The 16,632-nt window shown below is 51.9% G+C and carries 12 protein-coding genes and 1 riboswitch; of the genes, 4 read left to right on the top strand and 8 right to left on the bottom strand.

Translation table 11 applies throughout. The features are described 5' to 3' along the window. Positions 1-225: 225 nt before the first annotated feature. The 8 genes from ACZOWY_RS01155 to ACZOWY_RS01120 form a co-directional block, all read right to left on the bottom strand. Positions 226-747, bottom strand: coding sequence for a hypothetical protein (locus ACZOWY_RS01155; RefSeq protein WP_484391877.1), 522 nt, complete (start codon positions 745-747; stop codon positions 226-228). Positions 748-929: 182 nt separating this feature from the next. Then, entirely contained in the window at positions 930-1,403 is a 474-nt protein-coding gene (locus ACZOWY_RS01150; protein ID WP_484391872.1) for a hypothetical protein, read from the bottom strand. Positions 1,404-1,746: 343 nt separating this feature from the next. Beyond that, positions 1,747-1,932 carry a hypothetical protein gene (locus ACZOWY_RS01145; RefSeq protein WP_484391868.1) on the bottom strand — a complete coding sequence of 62 codons (186 nt, stop codon included), beginning with the start codon at positions 1,930-1,932 and terminating at the stop codon, positions 1,747-1,749. Between the two features lie 469 nt (positions 1,933-2,401). After that, a complete protein-coding gene (locus ACZOWY_RS01140; RefSeq protein ID WP_484391865.1) occupies positions 2,402-3,439 on the bottom strand; it encodes a helix-turn-helix transcriptional regulator in 1,038 nt (345 codons plus the stop codon). Positions 3,440-3,529: 90 nt separating this feature from the next. Beyond that, the gene (locus tag ACZOWY_RS01135; protein WP_484391860.1) at positions 3,530-4,111 is read right to left on the bottom strand and encodes a DNA-3-methyladenine glycosylase; all 582 of its coding nucleotides are present in this window, start codon (positions 4,109-4,111) and stop codon (positions 3,530-3,532) included. A 70-nt stretch (positions 4,112-4,181) separates the two neighbouring features. Further along, the gene (locus tag ACZOWY_RS01130) at positions 4,182-5,441 is read right to left on the bottom strand and encodes a phosphoribosylaminoimidazolecarboxamide formyltransferase (protein WP_484391897.1); all 1,260 of its coding nucleotides are present in this window, start codon (positions 5,439-5,441) and stop codon (positions 4,182-4,184) included. A 36-nt stretch (positions 5,442-5,477) separates the two neighbouring features. Next, positions 5,478-5,554: riboswitch (ZMP/ZTP riboswitch) on the bottom strand. Between the two features lie 215 nt (positions 5,555-5,769). Continuing rightward, positions 5,770-6,972: an autotransporter strand-loop-strand O-heptosyltransferase gene (locus ACZOWY_RS01125; RefSeq protein ID WP_484391855.1), complete on the bottom strand. Its 1,203-nt coding sequence runs from the start codon at positions 6,970-6,972 to the stop codon at positions 5,770-5,772. Further along, positions 6,962-8,188 (bottom strand): autotransporter strand-loop-strand O-heptosyltransferase, encoded by a 1,227-nt coding sequence (locus tag ACZOWY_RS01120; RefSeq protein ID WP_484391850.1) that lies wholly within the window; start codon positions 8,186-8,188, stop codon positions 6,962-6,964. The genes ACZOWY_RS01125 and ACZOWY_RS01120 overlap by 11 nt, the downstream gene beginning before the upstream one ends. A gap of 261 nt (positions 8,189-8,449) precedes the next feature. On the opposite strand from ACZOWY_RS01120, the gene ACZOWY_RS01115 reads away from it, so the two are divergent. From ACZOWY_RS01115 to nagB, 4 genes are all read left to right on the top strand, one after another. Further along, on the top strand, positions 8,450-9,259 hold the full coding sequence (locus ACZOWY_RS01115) for an FkbM family methyltransferase (RefSeq protein WP_484391846.1): 810 nt from the start codon (positions 8,450-8,452) through the stop codon (positions 9,257-9,259). Between the two features lie 83 nt (positions 9,260-9,342). Beyond that, entirely contained in the window at positions 9,343-14,394 is a 5,052-nt protein-coding gene (locus ACZOWY_RS01110) for an AIDA repeat-containing protein (RefSeq protein ID WP_484391842.1), read from the top strand. Between the two features lie 36 nt (positions 14,395-14,430). Further along, positions 14,431-15,324, top strand: coding sequence for a radical SAM protein (locus ACZOWY_RS01105; protein ID WP_484391837.1), 894 nt, complete (start codon positions 14,431-14,433; stop codon positions 15,322-15,324). Positions 15,325-15,826: 502 nt separating this feature from the next. Beyond that, positions 15,827-16,630, top strand: a complete 804-nt coding sequence (gene nagB, locus ACZOWY_RS01100; RefSeq protein ID WP_484391833.1) for a glucosamine-6-phosphate deaminase — start codon at positions 15,827-15,829, stop codon at positions 16,628-16,630. Positions 16,631-16,632: the final 2 nt, after the last annotated feature.

The raw sequence follows: 16,632 nt of genomic DNA, 5'->3' as shown, positions 1-16,632 counted from the left end.
TTATATGTTAGTTAGCTTATACCCGCATGGAATAGCGGGGTTGAACCACTCGAAATTATCGTAGAAGACCTAATTTACAGAAATAGTTTCACACTCTCCAAAAAGGAAAAAATAAGAATTCCAACGAAGTTCCCTTTTACACAGATAATGCGAACGGCTTGCTATGTTCAGACTCCATAGCAAGCCGTTTTCTTATGTCACTCTCTTCTATCAGAGTTGTTTCTATTATTTACTATCCACCAAACTCATTTTGCACTGCAATACATTCGAATAATATTGAAAACGATCCCAGTCCTCGTCGTCCTCATCCTCTCTACATTTTGTAATTATAAATATATCATCGTAATGCAATTGTAACCCTGTAGCTTCACAGTTACCAAAAATATATTCAGGAGGATTGGATTTTATGCATTTCGTTTTACCAATGCCACGCGTTTTGCAAAGAGATTTGTAATCATGTCCATCCTTGTTTTTATATATTATATTGTAATAGTATCCTTCTTGGATATCATTTTGCCTGCAATTCACCAGTTCTTTTTTAAATTTATTAACCAGCGTCAAATTTGCTTTTCCTGTATCATCATATGTCATCAAGTCAATTTCCCAGCCTTGCCCAAGTCTTTTGGGCTCAGCCAACTCATGATTGTTTTTGAGTAATGCTAAAACGACCTCCAGTGATTCATGCACTGCCACAATATCTTTAACGACAAACTCGTCAGTTTTAAAAAGCAAATAAAGTCTTCCCATGTCTCTCTCCTTTTTGTTTAAGTTTATTCTCTGTTAGTTTGATCTGCGCAGGAGAATAACCTTGTTTTGTTGTCAGTTCCATGTCGTGTTTTGCCTGCTCACGTGAGGTTTTTCTCCGCAGGATTATTAATCACGTTTCTTGCCTGTAGTGATTTGCATTATTTTACTATCAGAACACCTCCTTATACGATTTTCTTTCGATAAATGATTAAGGAGTCCACCTTTGGCTCCGTCCCTGGTTTCTTAACAATCTTCCTTTGTTCCATTTCATCCCCATACTCCTGCTGTTCAAGCCTCTTAATAGAAGCTTTGTAAAACATGGTAAGATTAGACAGAAAGGGTTTAACATCAATTGCAACCTTGAAAGTCCTATCAAACACAAACTCTACGTTGTCAGTATTTATTTCCAATTCTACGCTAATTCCACGCAAGCGGTATTTCCGGATAGCGCGTTCAATACGTGTCGGACGCTCATACATACGCACCGTCAAGGTATTAGCATTCGAATTGTTCACAGCCAGAATGAATAGCCCGTGCAGAGGTTTTGGCAAACTGTAGTCTCCCTTTCTAACATCTTTAAAGAACCAATCCATATTTACCCCTTCTTTCAGATTTCCGGTTGTTGCAGCATTAGAAAGATTCTCAAATTCACTCATAGTTCCTTCCCCTCCCTGAACTTTTCGTCCCTTATCGCGTCTTACTTTTATTTGTGCTGTTTATATTATAAATTGATTGCATTTTTATTGGTGTCTGTTTAGGACACAAATTAAAAATGAACGTGGATATTTTTTTCTGGCAAACTTAACTCTTTAATTCAGCTATTTAAAAGAATGTACCAAATTAATATGTTTGCAACACTCACCACAACACTTTTAATCGAATGGATGATGTTTTTCCACAATACCCTTTAAAAGACAGCTACAAATACGTTATTATTTGATTGAAAAACTGCAAGGCAAAGGGCTGCACAGGTAACCCTTTTTGTTTGTCCCCGATGTCTCAACGTAAGAAGAAGAGAATTGGTATCAGTGAAATCTTGTCAAAGATTGCCAACACCAGCCAGCCTGCCAATACTACAAATGTAATAACCGTAAGCCAGATGCCGATTTTACAATCATCATAAGTCTTTCCCGTTAACGTTTTCAGTATCTCAAGGGCCAGTACTGTCATCACCGCTACGCGCATGGTTGCTCCTTTGTGGCCTTCCGCAGCACATCTTCGCTGATGTTGTACTTTTTGCTTCCATGGCAAAAGCCGTTCCTGCTGCAACGCTTCTGGTCAGGATTAGAACTGTTAGGTACAGAACAGCCGCAATCAGAATCTCTTTCATTGTCCAATCATGTTTGGGAAATGGCCAGGAATCCGGGTTCGGCCCGATTATCGTGTGCAGTGCGTAAAACATTGTGAATTCCTCCTTTAACTCGCTTAATCAGTATTTACAATACTCGCATACAATCTGCCTTCAGGTTATCCGCCTCTTTCGTTTCGTTATAACCTGCCGGACTGTTATACTAGCACCCATTGTTCAGGTCGTGGTTTCCCGCCGGGCAACATTTCTTAAAGATTGTAAATTTAAAAATCCCTGCCTGCATTAACGTCATAACATTACTGTAGACAGGGATTCACTTATTTATTGTTTTCGTTAGCAGTTTCTTTACTCTATCACTTCCACCCACTCACCCTGACTTCTTAACCACATATGGATACCCTCACCATAAGCCTCTGCCTCAACCAGATACCCCTTTTCGTCCTTTTTGATAACCTTTGCGGTGGGCAATCTGTCTAATACGGCCTCCAGCGATTTTTCCTGAACATAGAACTTTACTTTCTGTAACTCTCCCGGCCACATGAACTGCACCCGCTTCCGGAATTCTCCTTCCTCAAACCGATTGGCATACAGACCTTTAAAACAGTCCTTTGTAATTCTCAGCCGCTGGATGCGATCAATCCTATAAATGGCAGGATATTTATATTCTTTCAGTGTCTTGTCATATTCTCTGCTCTGATCCATGTCAATAAAGGCTATCAGGTAAAAATAATGTTCGGAAAACAGAATTCCCGCCGGCCTTACGGTACGCTGGATCAGTTCATTGTACTTGTTCCTGTAAACAAAATTGATGAAACGTTTTTCCCTGACAGCGCCGGAAAGGGCCCACATGGTTTTTAACACCGGTTTTTTATGGCGCGGTTCCACATAATGATAGGTTTCGTTGGCGACCAGTTCCGAAATCTGTTTCTGGTGATCTTCCGGCACGCAGCAATCCACCAGCTTTTTCAGAATCGGTTTCAGTTCCTTTTTCGTAAGTGCCCGGCTTTCCAGCAAAATTTTAATGACAGCAAAGGTTTCTTCATCCGTAAGCAGGGTCCGTATTGACGGCTCCAGCCGGTAACCGTTCAGCATTCTGTCATAGATTAGTTCCTGGTTCATCCCGGTTTCCAGATTCCTGTCGGAAAAGAACGCGCGCAGGTCGTCAATGTCGCGCTGGATGGAGCGCAATGAACAATTATATTTTGCGGCTTCTTCCTGTTTGTAAAGCACATGACCTTCTGTTAACCTGGCACACATCCGCAGCAGGCGGTCTTTGGCAATACGTGGTGTGTTTTCCATTTTCCCGTATAATCCGATCATCGGATCCGGCGATCGGTTTTCCTTTCTCCAGGATTTTTGCTTCAAAAAGAATGGCGTTGTCATTTGTTATAGCCTCACTATAGCAAACAACAACGCCAGATATCGGCTATTGCAAAATTTATTAAATTATTATAGCAACGTAACATGCCGTCTTTACCCCGACACATACGGATTCCCTTTCACATAAAACCGCCAGGGCCAGGCCGCCGCTTCTTCCGCGTAGGCCACATTGATGCGGGGTGTCGCACCGATCTTCGCACCCGGAATATGCCGGTAACGGATCAGGTGCAGCGGACTGTCCGTTGCGCACAGATCCAGTCCGTATTCGTTTTTGGTAATCGCTAACGCCTGGCAAAGTTTTCCCGGTCCGCTGCATAAATTCTGCACTGACTTCGCGTTGCGCCGCCGTTGCATCAGCTCAAGTCCTATGACCGGCTCCAAAGCACGGATTAAAACAGCGTTGCCTTCCCCTTCCGGACCGGTCACCACGTTAAAACAGTAGTGCATGCCGTAAATGAAATACACATAGGCATACCCGCCGTCGTGGTACATGATTTCCGTGCGTTCGCTCTGGTTCCGGTATGCATGGCAGGCTTTATCAATGGCGCCAATATAGGCTTCTGTTTCAACGATCATGCCGCCGGCAACGCCGTCCGGTGTCCGGTGAACCAGCAGGCAACCCAACAGCTTGCGGGCCAGCTCCACGGTATCCTGCCTGAAAAACAAATGGTTCATAATGGTTTATACTATGATTCTGCCGGCAATTTGCAGCCTGTTATGCATTGCCGCGCAAGCAAACGTCATATCAATGATGGAACAGCCGTAAATGGGTAAAGGAAACTGCCATATTATACTTGTCCGCCGTTTCGATCACATGGTCGTCCCGGATGGATCCGCCGGCTTCCGCCACATACTGCACGCCGCTGCGGTGGGCCCGTTCAATATTGTCGCCGAAGGGGAAGAAGGCATCGCTGCCTAATGCAACGCCGGTCAGCTTCGCCGCCCAGGCTTTCTTTTCTTCTTTGGTCAGGGGTTCCGGTTTTTCCGTGAAGAACAGCTGCCAGGTTCCCTCCGCCAGCACGTCTTCATAGTCATCGGAAATATATACGTCGATGGTGTTGTCCCGGTCCGGGCGGCGGATGTCCGCTTTAAAGGGCAGGGCCATGACTTTCGGGTTCTGCCGCTGCCACCAGATGTCTGCCTTGTTGCCTGCCAGACGGGTGCAGTGGATGCGGGACTGCTGTCCGGCGCCCACGCCGATGGTCATGCCGTCTTTTACATAGCAGACCGAATTAGACTGGGTGTATTTCAGCGTAATCAGCGATACCAGCAGGTCGCGGACAGCTGCGTCGGGAATCTCTTTATTTTTTGTCGGACGCTCTGCCAGCAGGTCCGCTGTGATTTTCGCGTTGTTGCGGCTCTGCTCAAAGGAAATGCCGAAGACCTGCTTGGTCTCCTGTTCCTCCGGCACGTAGTCCGGATCCATCTGCATCACAAGGTAGGTACCTTTCCGTTTGCTTTTCAGGATTTCCAGGGCCTCTTCCGTATAACCGGGAGCAATGACACCGTCGGACACTTCCCGTTTCAGCAGCAGCGCCGTTTCCTTGTCACAGATATCGGACAGGGCGGCAAAGTCGCCGTAGGAAGACATGCGGTCCGCGCCCCGGGCCGCGGCATAGGCGGAAGCAATGGGTGTCAGTTCAAGGTCGTCTACAAAATAAATTTTCTTCAGCGTATCGCTCAGCTCCGTGGCAACCGCCGCGCCTGCCGGGCTTACGTGTTTGAAGGAAGCCGCCGCCGGTAAACCGGTAGCTTCTTTTAATTCTTTTACCAGCTGCCAGCTGTTAAAGGCGTCCAGCAGGTTGATAAAGCCGGGCCGGCCGTTCAGCACGGTAAAAGGCAGATCCTTTCCGTCTTTCATATACACTTTCGCGATTTTCTGATTAGGGTTGCAGCCATACTTCAGCGCCATTTCATTCATGTGCAGTTCCTCCTTGACGTTTTGCTTATAATCCTGATTCAATTCTTTACAAAAGACTGATTCGACAGGATGATCCGATAAAATACTTCACTGCTGTAAAACAAAAGCCGGCCAGTCCTGTGCTTTCGCCCAGACGGTCGGCATTCACAGTCATGCTCCATGTGGTGAATCCACTTCCGTCAGTCACATGACCTTTCTGTGTTTTATTATATCCTTTATAATCGGAACTTGTCAACGAATCTGAAACAATTTAAGGAGACGCTGATTAAATGAGTTTGTGCGCTGACCGAGGGCTTTTTGCGCCTGACAAGGAAATGGCCCGAAGGCGCAGCCGTAGCTGCGTTGAGGGACATTGACGCTGTCAGTCACAAAAAGCACCGGTCAGCGTGAAGACGAATTAATCAGCGTTTCCTTACGACCCGCCCCTCACCCTGTCGATCATATCCCGCACATACTCCGATGTAATGCAGCGGGTACATTCAAACTCCCGATCGGTGCCGCTGTGGCATGGACAGGCGCCGAAGTCGTCGTATTTATGCTCGTAACGTTGGTCGTTGGCACAGCTGTGACAGGTGTGGAACTGCTGCACCCGGTAGGGCGTATGGAACTCCGTTCCCGGCGCGGTGAAGCCCACGATCATCACAACGGGGACGCCCGCGCCCCAGGCCAGCCAGGACAGTCCGCTGGCCAGACCCACAAAGAACGCCGCCCCGGAGATCAGGTCCACCCGCTCCTGCAGGGAACGGTCCCCGGTGAAATCCTCCGCCCCGTAGGGGATGGCATTGCCGAAGACTCCGTTCACCGTCACCCGTTCCCGGTCCACACAGAGTACCCGGTAGCCCAGTTCCTTCAAATAGGCAACCGTGTCCATCCAGCCCCGGGCGTTGTTCCAGTATTTGCACTGGGCCGTGGCCTGGGTTGCGATACACACGTACGGTTCTTTGGGACGAGCCTCCGAAGCCTTCGCTGAGGGCAGAAGCCGCGGCCTCCGTTCCTTCGGTTCCAAACCCAGCAGATATGCCCCGTGGGCCTGCAGCCCCATCACCCGCCAGTCCACAGGCTGCAGGTTCCGGTCGTCCCAGGGGGCGAACAGCCCCACGTAATAGGTTGCGTAGAGACCGGAGGGCCGCGGGTCCTCCGGCGTCAGAAAGTGAATGTCCGGATACCCCGCCTGCAAAATTTCGCAATAGCGCTTATCCGTCAGCACATAAAGCTCGCAGCCATGCTTCTCCCGGAAATCCTCCGCGCAGGGGAACCAGGCCAGCATATCGCCCAGGGCAGCCCCGGCAAATTTCAGCAGCACCTTCTTGCCTTTGGCGTCGTAGTCGTGGGCAAACAGGAGAGTTTCTTCCGGCCGGGTTGTATAGACCTCCAGACGGAAATTCACAAAATACCGCTTCGTACTGGTAGCCATTACGTTGGAAGCCTTTGCGTCGTACACCGTCAGATGACTGTCACGGTCAATGAACCGCACCCGGTAATCTCCCTTCGGCACTGACACCCTGAGGCCGTTATTAAAATCGAACCGCAGCCCCGGCACATCCGTTTCCTGGGTGGGTTCGGCAGGCGGGTCGAACACCATATAAGGTTCTTTTCCCACGGCGTTATTTTCCATTTGCTTTTCTCCTTCTTACCTTTCCCAGTTCCGGATGCAGACCGTAATCCGCCATCAGCCGCTGCACGGTCTGGCAGACCTGACCCGAGCTGATGAAGCGGCTACACTCGAACTCCCGCTCCGTTCCCGCATGGCGGGGGCACCAGCCGAAGTCCGCGTGGACGAATTCCTCGCTGCTGTCCGTCCAGCAACCGTTGCATACGTGGAAATTGATGACCCGGTAAGGGGTATAAAACTCATTATAAGGCAGGGTAAAACCGGAAATCATGATTACCGGCGCACCCGCGCCCCAGGCCAGCCAGGACAGCCCGCTGGACAGGCCGATGAAAAAATCCGCATGCCCCAGATAGTCCACCCGTTCCTGCAGGGGCCGGGCTCCCGTGAAATCCTCCGCCCCATAGGGGATGGTGTGCCAGTGTCGGCCGTAGCCGTGGCATTTCTCCTTATCAATACACAGCACCCGGTAGCCCAACGCCTTCAGATAATCCACCGTCTCAATCCAGCCCCGGGGGTTGTTCCAGTATTTGGCCTGACTGGTAGCCTGGGTTGCAATGCAGACATACGGCTCTTTGACAGGCCGTTTTTTTGACGGCGTCAGCACAGGCCGCCGCTCCACCACGTCCAGCCCCAGAATATAAGGTATGTTGAGCTGCAGCCCGATTACGCGGAAATCCGCCGGCTGGTGGAAGCGGTCGTCCGCCGGAAAGAAAATGCCCATATAATAGGTGGCATAGCAGTCCGGCGGTGTCGTGCCAGGTTCGATAAACCGGATCCGGGGATAAGCGGGAGCAAAAAGGCCGGCAATCTCCGGACTCATGGAGCAATAAACATTGCACCGGTGCTTTTTGCGGAACTCCTCCGCGTAGGGGAACCAGGCCAGGATGTCCCCCAGCGTCCCCACGGGGTAACGGATATGCACGTTGCGGCCCGCCAGGTCAAGGTCGTGGACAAGCGCGGGAACGCCATCCTTCCAGATTTCCACCCGGAAATTGATGTAATATTTTTTTGTACTGGTGACAAGGGCGTTGCGCCCCACTGCATCGTACAGGATGGAGCTGGTGTCCAGATCCGTAAAGCGGACCCGGTATTCCCCATCGTCTGGCAGCAGTACCCTCGCCCCGTAATTGAAATCAAGCTTCACACCCGCCAGGCCGCTGTCCAGCGTCACCGGCCCTGCGTCAAAGCTCACGTATGTTTTTCTCTTCCCCTCTGCCATAAATGAAACCTCCGTTTCCTACTTACTAATTTAACGAAAACACCGGAAAAATGCAAGAGGGCGTTCCGGCTGGCAGTCTGTTATAAATGCTGACGAAAGCACGGACTCGGCCGGTAGTACAGCACCCGGGCACAGCTTGTATAATATGCAGGCTTTGTCTTATTTTTATTGATAAGCGACCGATTTTGCTATATAATATGGTTGGATAATAATTAAACACATATCATATATTTGGGGTATCATATACTTGGGGGAAACCTTATGTGGCCTGTTAATCTTTGCCATGATTTCCGTTACGGCAAAATCATGTACAACCAGCTGGATCAATTTATCGGGAGGTCGTTACGGCTTTACGGGGAATACAGCCAGGGCGAAGCGGATATTTTCGAGCAAATCGTCAAGCCGGGCCATATCGTGGTTGAAGCAGGCGCCAATATCGGTTCCCACACAATCCATCTGGCGCAGCTTGCCGGCGAACAGGGACAGGTTTGGGCGTTTGAGCCGCAACGGCTCGTCTTTCAGCTCCTTGCCGGAAACGTTGCGCTTAACAGCCTCACGAACGTCCACTGCCTGCAGAAATGCCTCATCGGGAGCGGTAAGCGCACAATCCCGGTTCCCGTGCTTGATGTGAACCGGATTAACAACTGGGGCGGAGTGGAACTTGAACATTCTGTTGAGGGAGAACCGGTGGAGGCCATCACCATTGATTCCCTTGGCCTTCCGGGCTGCGACTTCCTGAAAATCGACGTGGAAGGCATGGAGCTTCAGGTCCTGCAGGGCGCAGAAGAAACGATCCGGAAGTATCAGCCGGTTATTTATGCCGAGGCGGACCGCGAAGATAAGAAAGACGCACTGTTCGCGTACCTCCGTTCCCATGGCTACCGCCTGTACAGGCACGAGCCGCCTCTTTATAATCCGGACAATTATTTTCACAATCCCGAAAACGTATTTAAGGTAGATAAGATACTGGAAGACGGAAGAAAGCTCGCCCTGCAGATTGTTTCCTATAACATTCTCTGCAAACCAGAAAACGCTCCATTCAGGTTCGAAGGCTTCGAAGAAATCGAATGATCAATGTGTAACCTGTCCCGCCCGGCGGCAGCGCCGTCCGGCGCGGCAGTCCGTAATGTTTTGAACAGAGGGGTAATATAATCATGAGCCGGAAAAAGAAACTGCAGAAAAAAATAGCGGTAGCCGTATCGGTGGTGAACATACTGAATGTGGGTGCGCCGATGGTGCTTCCCTATGTGAACATGACAAGGGACCTGTCTGCCCGAGGCGGCTACATGGAGCCGGTACAGGGCGGCGCCCGGTTAGCTGCCGCAGGCGTGCTGGCTGACGCGGTGCAGGCGGTGATGCCGGAAATGACGGCAGAGGCGGCGGAGCAAACCATACCTTACGGCGATATCAAAAGCGCCGCTTGGACCGAGAACGGCGGCACGATGACCGAAGATGACATGCAAACCATCAACAGTGGCGGTACGGGTACGGTCGAGAACATGAGCGGCACGCAGATCATCAACAGCGGCGGCACGGGTACGGTCGAGACCATGAACGGCACGCAGATGATCAACGACGGCGGCACGGGCACGATCTCGACCATGAGCAAAGGCTATCAGACCATCAACAGCGGCGGTACGGGCACGATTGTGACCATGAACGGCGGCAATCAGTACGTCAGCGGTTCAGGCACGGTCACGAACCTTAACAGCGGCGGCTGGCAGACTGTTGAAACCGGAGGCTCGGGCACGGTCACGAACCTCAACAGCAGCGGCGGGCAGACCATCTGGGACGGTGGCACGGGCACGGTCACAACTATGTCCGGCGGCGGTCAGTACGTCTCCGGTGGCACGGGCACGGTCACTACGATGAGCGGCGGCATTCAGTACGTCATAGGCGGTGGCACGGTCACGGTATCCTCCCTGATGAGCGGTGGCACCCAGATGGTTCTTAACAGCGGCACGTCGCTGGATACCCACGTCATGAGCGGTGGCATAATAGAGGAATATGTCAACGGCGGAACGGTCAAAAACGCTACCTTCGAGGCAGGCGGTATCCACCGGCTCGTGAACGGAGTCACGAGGGACAGCCTGAACGTTTCCGGGCATATCCTGGAGGTTGGGAGCGGCGGTACAGCGACGAACACCTCCGTCAATAGCGGTGGCACGGAAAATGTTTACAGCAGCGGCAAGGTCTCGGGCTCCACTGTCAACAAAGACAGCACGCAAAATGTTTACAGCGGCGGTAATGCAAACAAAACCAGCGTCCAAAACGGTGGCGCGCAGAATGTTCTGAGCGGCGGCACGGCTGCGGAAACGACTATCAACAACGGCGGCACGCAGTCCGTTCTGAGCGGCGGCACGGCCCTCAGCACCATTGTCAATAGCGGCGGCGTGCAAAATGTCAATTACGGTGGCATGGCCATAAGCACGACCATAGATAACGGCGGCACGCAATCCGTTCTGAGCGGCGGCACAGCGACGGACACGATCCTGAAAAATAAAGGCAAGCAGATTGTCAGCAGCGGTGGTGTGGCTTCCGGCGGCACGTTCAGCGGGATGAATACCAACACTCGAGGCTATCAGGAGGTCTTTGAAGGCGGCACCGTTGTCGGCGCAATCTTTTCCGCATATGGTAACCAAACCGTCACCGGCGGCATGGCGCGGGATACAACCGTCACCAGCGGAGGAATCCAGGCAATCACGAACAAAGGCGTTTCCCTGAATGCTGTAATTATGTCAGGCGGCACGCAGAGTGCCACGGAGGGCGGTATCCTCGCAGGCACACAGACCATTGAGGCGGGCGCCTCGGCTTCGGGCGGCACACTCAAAGAAATTTCTGTGGAAGGCAAAACCTTTAAAGGCGTGCAAAACGTAAATTCCGGCGGCACGGCGAATAATATCACTGTGACAGGCGGTGGCACGCAATTCGTTCTGAGTGGCGGCAGGGCAAACGGCGTCAACCTTGACGGAGGCACACTGTCCATGGCAGGCGGGGCCATAGCATCCGGCACGGTAGGAGGCCACGGTAATGTTGTCTATGACGGCGGCAGCGGGCAGATCCCCCTTGGCGGAACCAATAACTTTTCTTCGTTTACAGTCTCCGGCGGCACGCTGGAAACGCAAAACGGTTTTCAAATCAACAGCAGCGGCGGCATCACGGTGAATTCCGGCGGTACGCTAATCGCCGGGGGCGCCGTGACGGTCCAGACCAGCGGCAGTTCACTTACCGTCAGCGGCGGCGGAACGTTTTCCGCAGCGAATATCAGCACGGAAAACGGCGGGGAGGTTTCCATGAGCGGCGGCGTTCTTCAGGCTGCCGGGGATATCGCTATCCGTCATGCGCTGACGAATGCTTACGGCGATGTATGCGCAGGAGGGACCCTCACGGTGGGCGCCGGCGCAACGCATCCCACAGATAAAGAACTGAACTTTTCTGCAGGTAAAAATATCAACGCGGACGGACAGGTCGTAAGTGCAACTAATATTTCCGCCGGCGGTGCGATTGCAGCCGGGAGCATTACCGCAGCCAATGTTATCGCCGACGGCAGTATCAGCGCAAGCGCCAACATCAGCGCAGACGCTATTTCTGCCGGGGACACTGTTTCTGCCGGTGGAAATCTTACGGCGGGAACGCTGGCTCTGTCGGCGGTTCCTGCCAGCGGGGCGGCCGTGTCCGCAGTTGGCGATGTCAATGTCACCGACCTTAACGTGAGCGACTTCAATCCGGCGCAGAATACAAACGGCTCCCTGATCAGCGCGGGGGGGACTGTTTCGGCAAAGACCGTGAATGGCAAGTCCCTGACAGCGGGCAGCACGGTAGATACGAATGTTAAACAGGCGCAGCCAAAAGCCGGCATCGATGCAACCTTTGACAGTCTTTCTGTTTCACTGGCGGCAGACCAGAAAACCCTGACCTACGATGCCCATAACACGTATAAAGACATCGCGTTCAGCACTGTTACCTGGAATACAGGATCCGCATATTATGATGCGGCGGCTTCGGATCGGTTTAACGATAACACGTCCATCAGCGCGGAAAAACTCAGTTTTACGTTTGCAGAGGAAAGCCAAAAGGCTTCCCTTGCCTCCGGCAGTACCATGACACTGTTTGCCAACGCCACGGGTTTACCGGCGGGGATAGCCGTCAATTACGGTGTCGGCAAGACAAGCGTTGTGCAAAGTATTGAATACAAGGCGCCCAACGGCGCAGCACTGACGGGTACCTTAACGGGTACGGCAGCCACAACGGCGGAAGCAGGTGTGGGTGCGGTAAAATACACCGCCGGCAGCATGACCCTGGACAGCGCGGACCTGGCTGGCTGGGACGGCACTGCTTCTTCCACGGTTCCGGATGGCTGGACGGCGAAGAACGGGACGGCGGTCACAGTTTATACTGACAACATGAAAAACCTCCCGACAGATATACCGGCCGGCGAATCCAAGGCGATTCTTACGGCAGCCGCCGGGAACTTTTTCCTTGATAATAGTATCAGTGGCAGCAACAAGTATGGTACTAATCCGGACAGACTATTTACGGAAACCGATACACTGCAGAAAGCTGTCGTCATCAAAGGTATCCAGGACAAGGGCGTTAAGGCTGCCGACACGGGAAAGAGCCTTGTATACGCAGTGGGTACAAAAGACGTGACTGCCGTCAGCCTTGGCGCCGTAACCTGGCAGAAGGATGCCGTGCTTTTAGATAGAAGTGACAAAGCCTATAACTATTCCGCCGTAGCTTCATTGGACGACGGCGGATTTGACGTGGCGTTTGAAGCCGGCGTGCCGGAAACGGTGGCAGCCGGTGATTCCATGACGCTGCTGAAAGCAAATAAAACGCTGCATGATATGGCCGCGGTTGAAAAACAAAAACAGTATAAGGTTACCAGGCAGTCAGACGATTTGCCAATGTATACTGTTGACGCCATTCTTACCGGGAACCTGACTGCCGGCAGCGGCAGGGTTGCTTTTACGGCAGCCGTGAACCAGGCCACGAAACTTACCTTTGAAAATGTGAACTGGCTTGACAGCGGCGCGCTGATTGACCACAAGACAACCCTGGCCAATGTCTCCTTTAATGGTGCAGACGTGGACACGTCGAAGATTAATTTCATCAATAAACAGGGCCTGAAGGCCAATCAGCAGATGACTTTGGTTTCTGATTTCGGCGACAGGCCAGGAACGATTACCGGTACCAGATATAAGGTTGGCACGGCGTTCGAGGGCGAAGGTGCTGCAGAGATGTCCGGCAACGACCTGATCTTTAAAACAAAGACCGGCGCAGGCCATGTATCCGATGAGACCCACCATGCCGTGATGGCCGTAGAAGCCGGCATGGCGCTGCTGGCGGCCGGCGGTGAGCATGTGGGCAGCGTAATGAACGGCATAGGCCTGACGGATAATACTGGTTCTGATGGTACATCCGTCGCAGTTTCCCTGGGCGGCGGCGCGTTCCATTACGAAACGGGCAGCCATGTGAACTCCCACACCTGGAACGCGTTGGTAGCAGCAGGCGCAAAAAAGGAACTGGAAAAAGGCTCCTTGCAATACGGTCTTTTCGGGGAATACGGGAAAGGCAATTACACGCTGCACAGCAAGGCAGGCCGCGGGGATGGCGACGCCCATTACGCGGGCGGTGGCCTGCTGGCCAAGTGGACGAACAAGCATAGCGTATATGCGGAAGCCAGCATCCGTCAGGGCCGCATGAGCGACACCGCGACCGATATCCTGCATGATGGGGCGGGCAACGGGTACGGATATAATGTGCACACCAATTACTTCGGAGTCCACCTGGGCCTTGGCAAAGTGTTCTGTTATAATAGCGGACGCAGCCTTGATGTATACGGAAAGTATTTCTACACAAAACGCAACGGAGCAAGCTTCGAAGCAGGTACCGATCATTACGATCTGGACAGCGTAGCCAGCAGCATTCTGCGGATTGGCGCCAGGTACGGAAACACGGATAAGAAGTGGAACTGGTATGGCGGCCTGGCTTACGAGTACGAATTTGACGGCGAGGCCAACGGTACGGTAAACGGCAAGGCGATCCGTTCTGCCAGCGTGAAAGGCAGCAGCATCCGGGGCGAGATTGGCCTGCGAATGGATGCCACGAAGGACAACCCCTGGAAAGCCGATATTGCGATCTACGGATACGGTGGCAAACACCGGGGCTTCAGCGGCAGCGTGAACGTAGCGTATACGTTCTGATAATAAGGTTTTTTAAGGGAAAGGAAGTCATCCATTATGTTATGTTACGTTTGTCCTCACCGCTGCGGTGTTGACCGCCCCGACAGCATCAACGATACCGGAGGCATGTTCGGCTGCTGCGGCGTGGGAATCCTGCCTGTTGTTTCCCGGGCCGGTGTCCATATGTGGGAAGAACCCTGTCTCAGCGGCACCCGGGGAGCCGGTACCGTGTTCTTCACCGGTTGCAATCTGCACTGTTGTTACTGTCAGAATTACGAGATCAGCTGCCTGAATAAGGGAAAAGAAATCTCCGTGGCAAGGTTAAAAGAAATCTATCACGAACTGATTGCCAAGGGCGTACACAATATTGATCTGGTCACCCCTACACATTTCGCTTATTCCATCCTGCAAAGCCTGGATGAAAAGCTTCCTGTTCCCGTGGTGTATAACACCAGCGGTTTTGAAGCCACGGACACGCTGCTGAAATTCGAAGGAAAGATACAGATCTGGCTGCCGGACTTGAAGTACAGCGACGATATGCTGGCACTGAAATACAGCAACGCATACGATTACTGGAACATCACCCGGAAAGCCATTCTGGAAATGTTCCGGCAGGTCGGCCCCTACAAACTGGACGCGGACGGCATCATGCAGAGCGGCGTAATAATCCGCCATCTGGTATTGCCGGGTTTTATGGACAACACGAAACGCGTCATTGACTGGGTGGCTCAGACCTTTAAGCCCGGAGATGTGATGTTCAGCCTCATGCACCAGTATATACCCTGTGGCCGTGCGTCAGAATACCCGGAGTTAAACCGCAAGGTTACTATGGAAGAGTACAAAGAAGTGGAAGATTATCTCTTTGCCAGCGGCATTGAAGACGGCTTCGTGCAGGAAGAAGAATCTGCCTGCGGCGAGTTTATTCCCTGTTTTGACGGGACCGGAGTGTAATGCTCCGGTTTTTCGCTTCAGAGAGCACCTTCGGAAAGTTTTGAAATGTTTGTAAAAACAGTGATTTTTCATTGACTGCATTGCGATTTCTTACTATAATTAGTAGTGGTTTGTATGTTACCATTCAACATATGGTTTTGGAAACGTTGCAGTGTTTCTGACAGAATCATTGCCTGACCAAGTTCCTTAACAGTAAATGGAATCTCCTATCAGGGAGGCTAACCGGAGATTCTATAGCGCCAGGCCCTTACATGGGTGACGAGGATTGGCAGTTGTCGAAAGACTCGGCGGATGCTGCCACGGCGTAACGTGCGTCGTCAGAGGGAAAGCAAAAAGCGGAATCAACACCGTAACAGAGGTTCCCTCATCACTGCGTCTGTTCGTTTCAGGTTCGCCAGGCTCATATGCGCCCGGCGTTTCACCAAAGAAACATGACAATCAAAAAAACGCGGCGTAAGCCGCAAAGAAAATTTATAGAAAATGTTAAAAGGAGATTTGTAAAATGAGAGTCGTTATTCAGGATAATTATGAAAAAATGTGCCTGTGGGCCGCTAACTATATCGCAAAACGTATTAAAGAGCACAACGCAGGTCCCGAAAAGGACCGTCCCTTTGTACTGGGTCTGCCCACCGGTTCTTCCCCCATCGGCGTGTATAAGGAACTGGCCCGTATGAACAAAGCCGGCGAATTAAGCTTTGCCAATGTGGTGACCTTCAACATGGACGAATACCTGGGCCTGCCCCACGAACATGATCAGTCCTACTGGTACTTCATGCACGACAATTTCTTTAACCATCTGGTGGACATGAAACCGGAAAACATCAACATCCTCAACGGTATGACCAACGATCCGGTGAAAGAATGCGCGGATTACGAAGCTAAAATCGCTTCTTACGGTGGCATCGACCTGTTCATGGGCGGCATCGGCGTTGACGGCCACATCGCATTTAACGAACCCTTCACCAGCCTGGCTTCCCGTACCGGCCTGCGGAACCTGACCACGGACACCCGTATCGTCAACTCCCGGTTCTTTGATAACGATCCGGAAAAAGTACCGTCCCAGGCCCTGTCCGTTGGCGTTGGCACCGTAACCGACTCCAAAGAAGTGCTAATCCTGATCAACGGCCATAACAAAGCGCGGGCTCTGGCCCACACGGTGGAAGGCGGCATGTCCCACAAATGGACCTGCAGCGCCCTGCAGATGCACAACGGAGCCATCATCGCCTGCGATGAAGCAGCCTGCGGCGAACTGACCGTAGACACCTACAAATACTTCCTGGATATCGAAAAGAAAGAGAGACTGTAATT

It is taken from the genome of Succiniclasticum sp., assembly GCF_056977735.1.
Note: the sequence above shows the minus strand (reverse complement) of the source record. Positions and strands in the feature narration are given on the sequence as shown.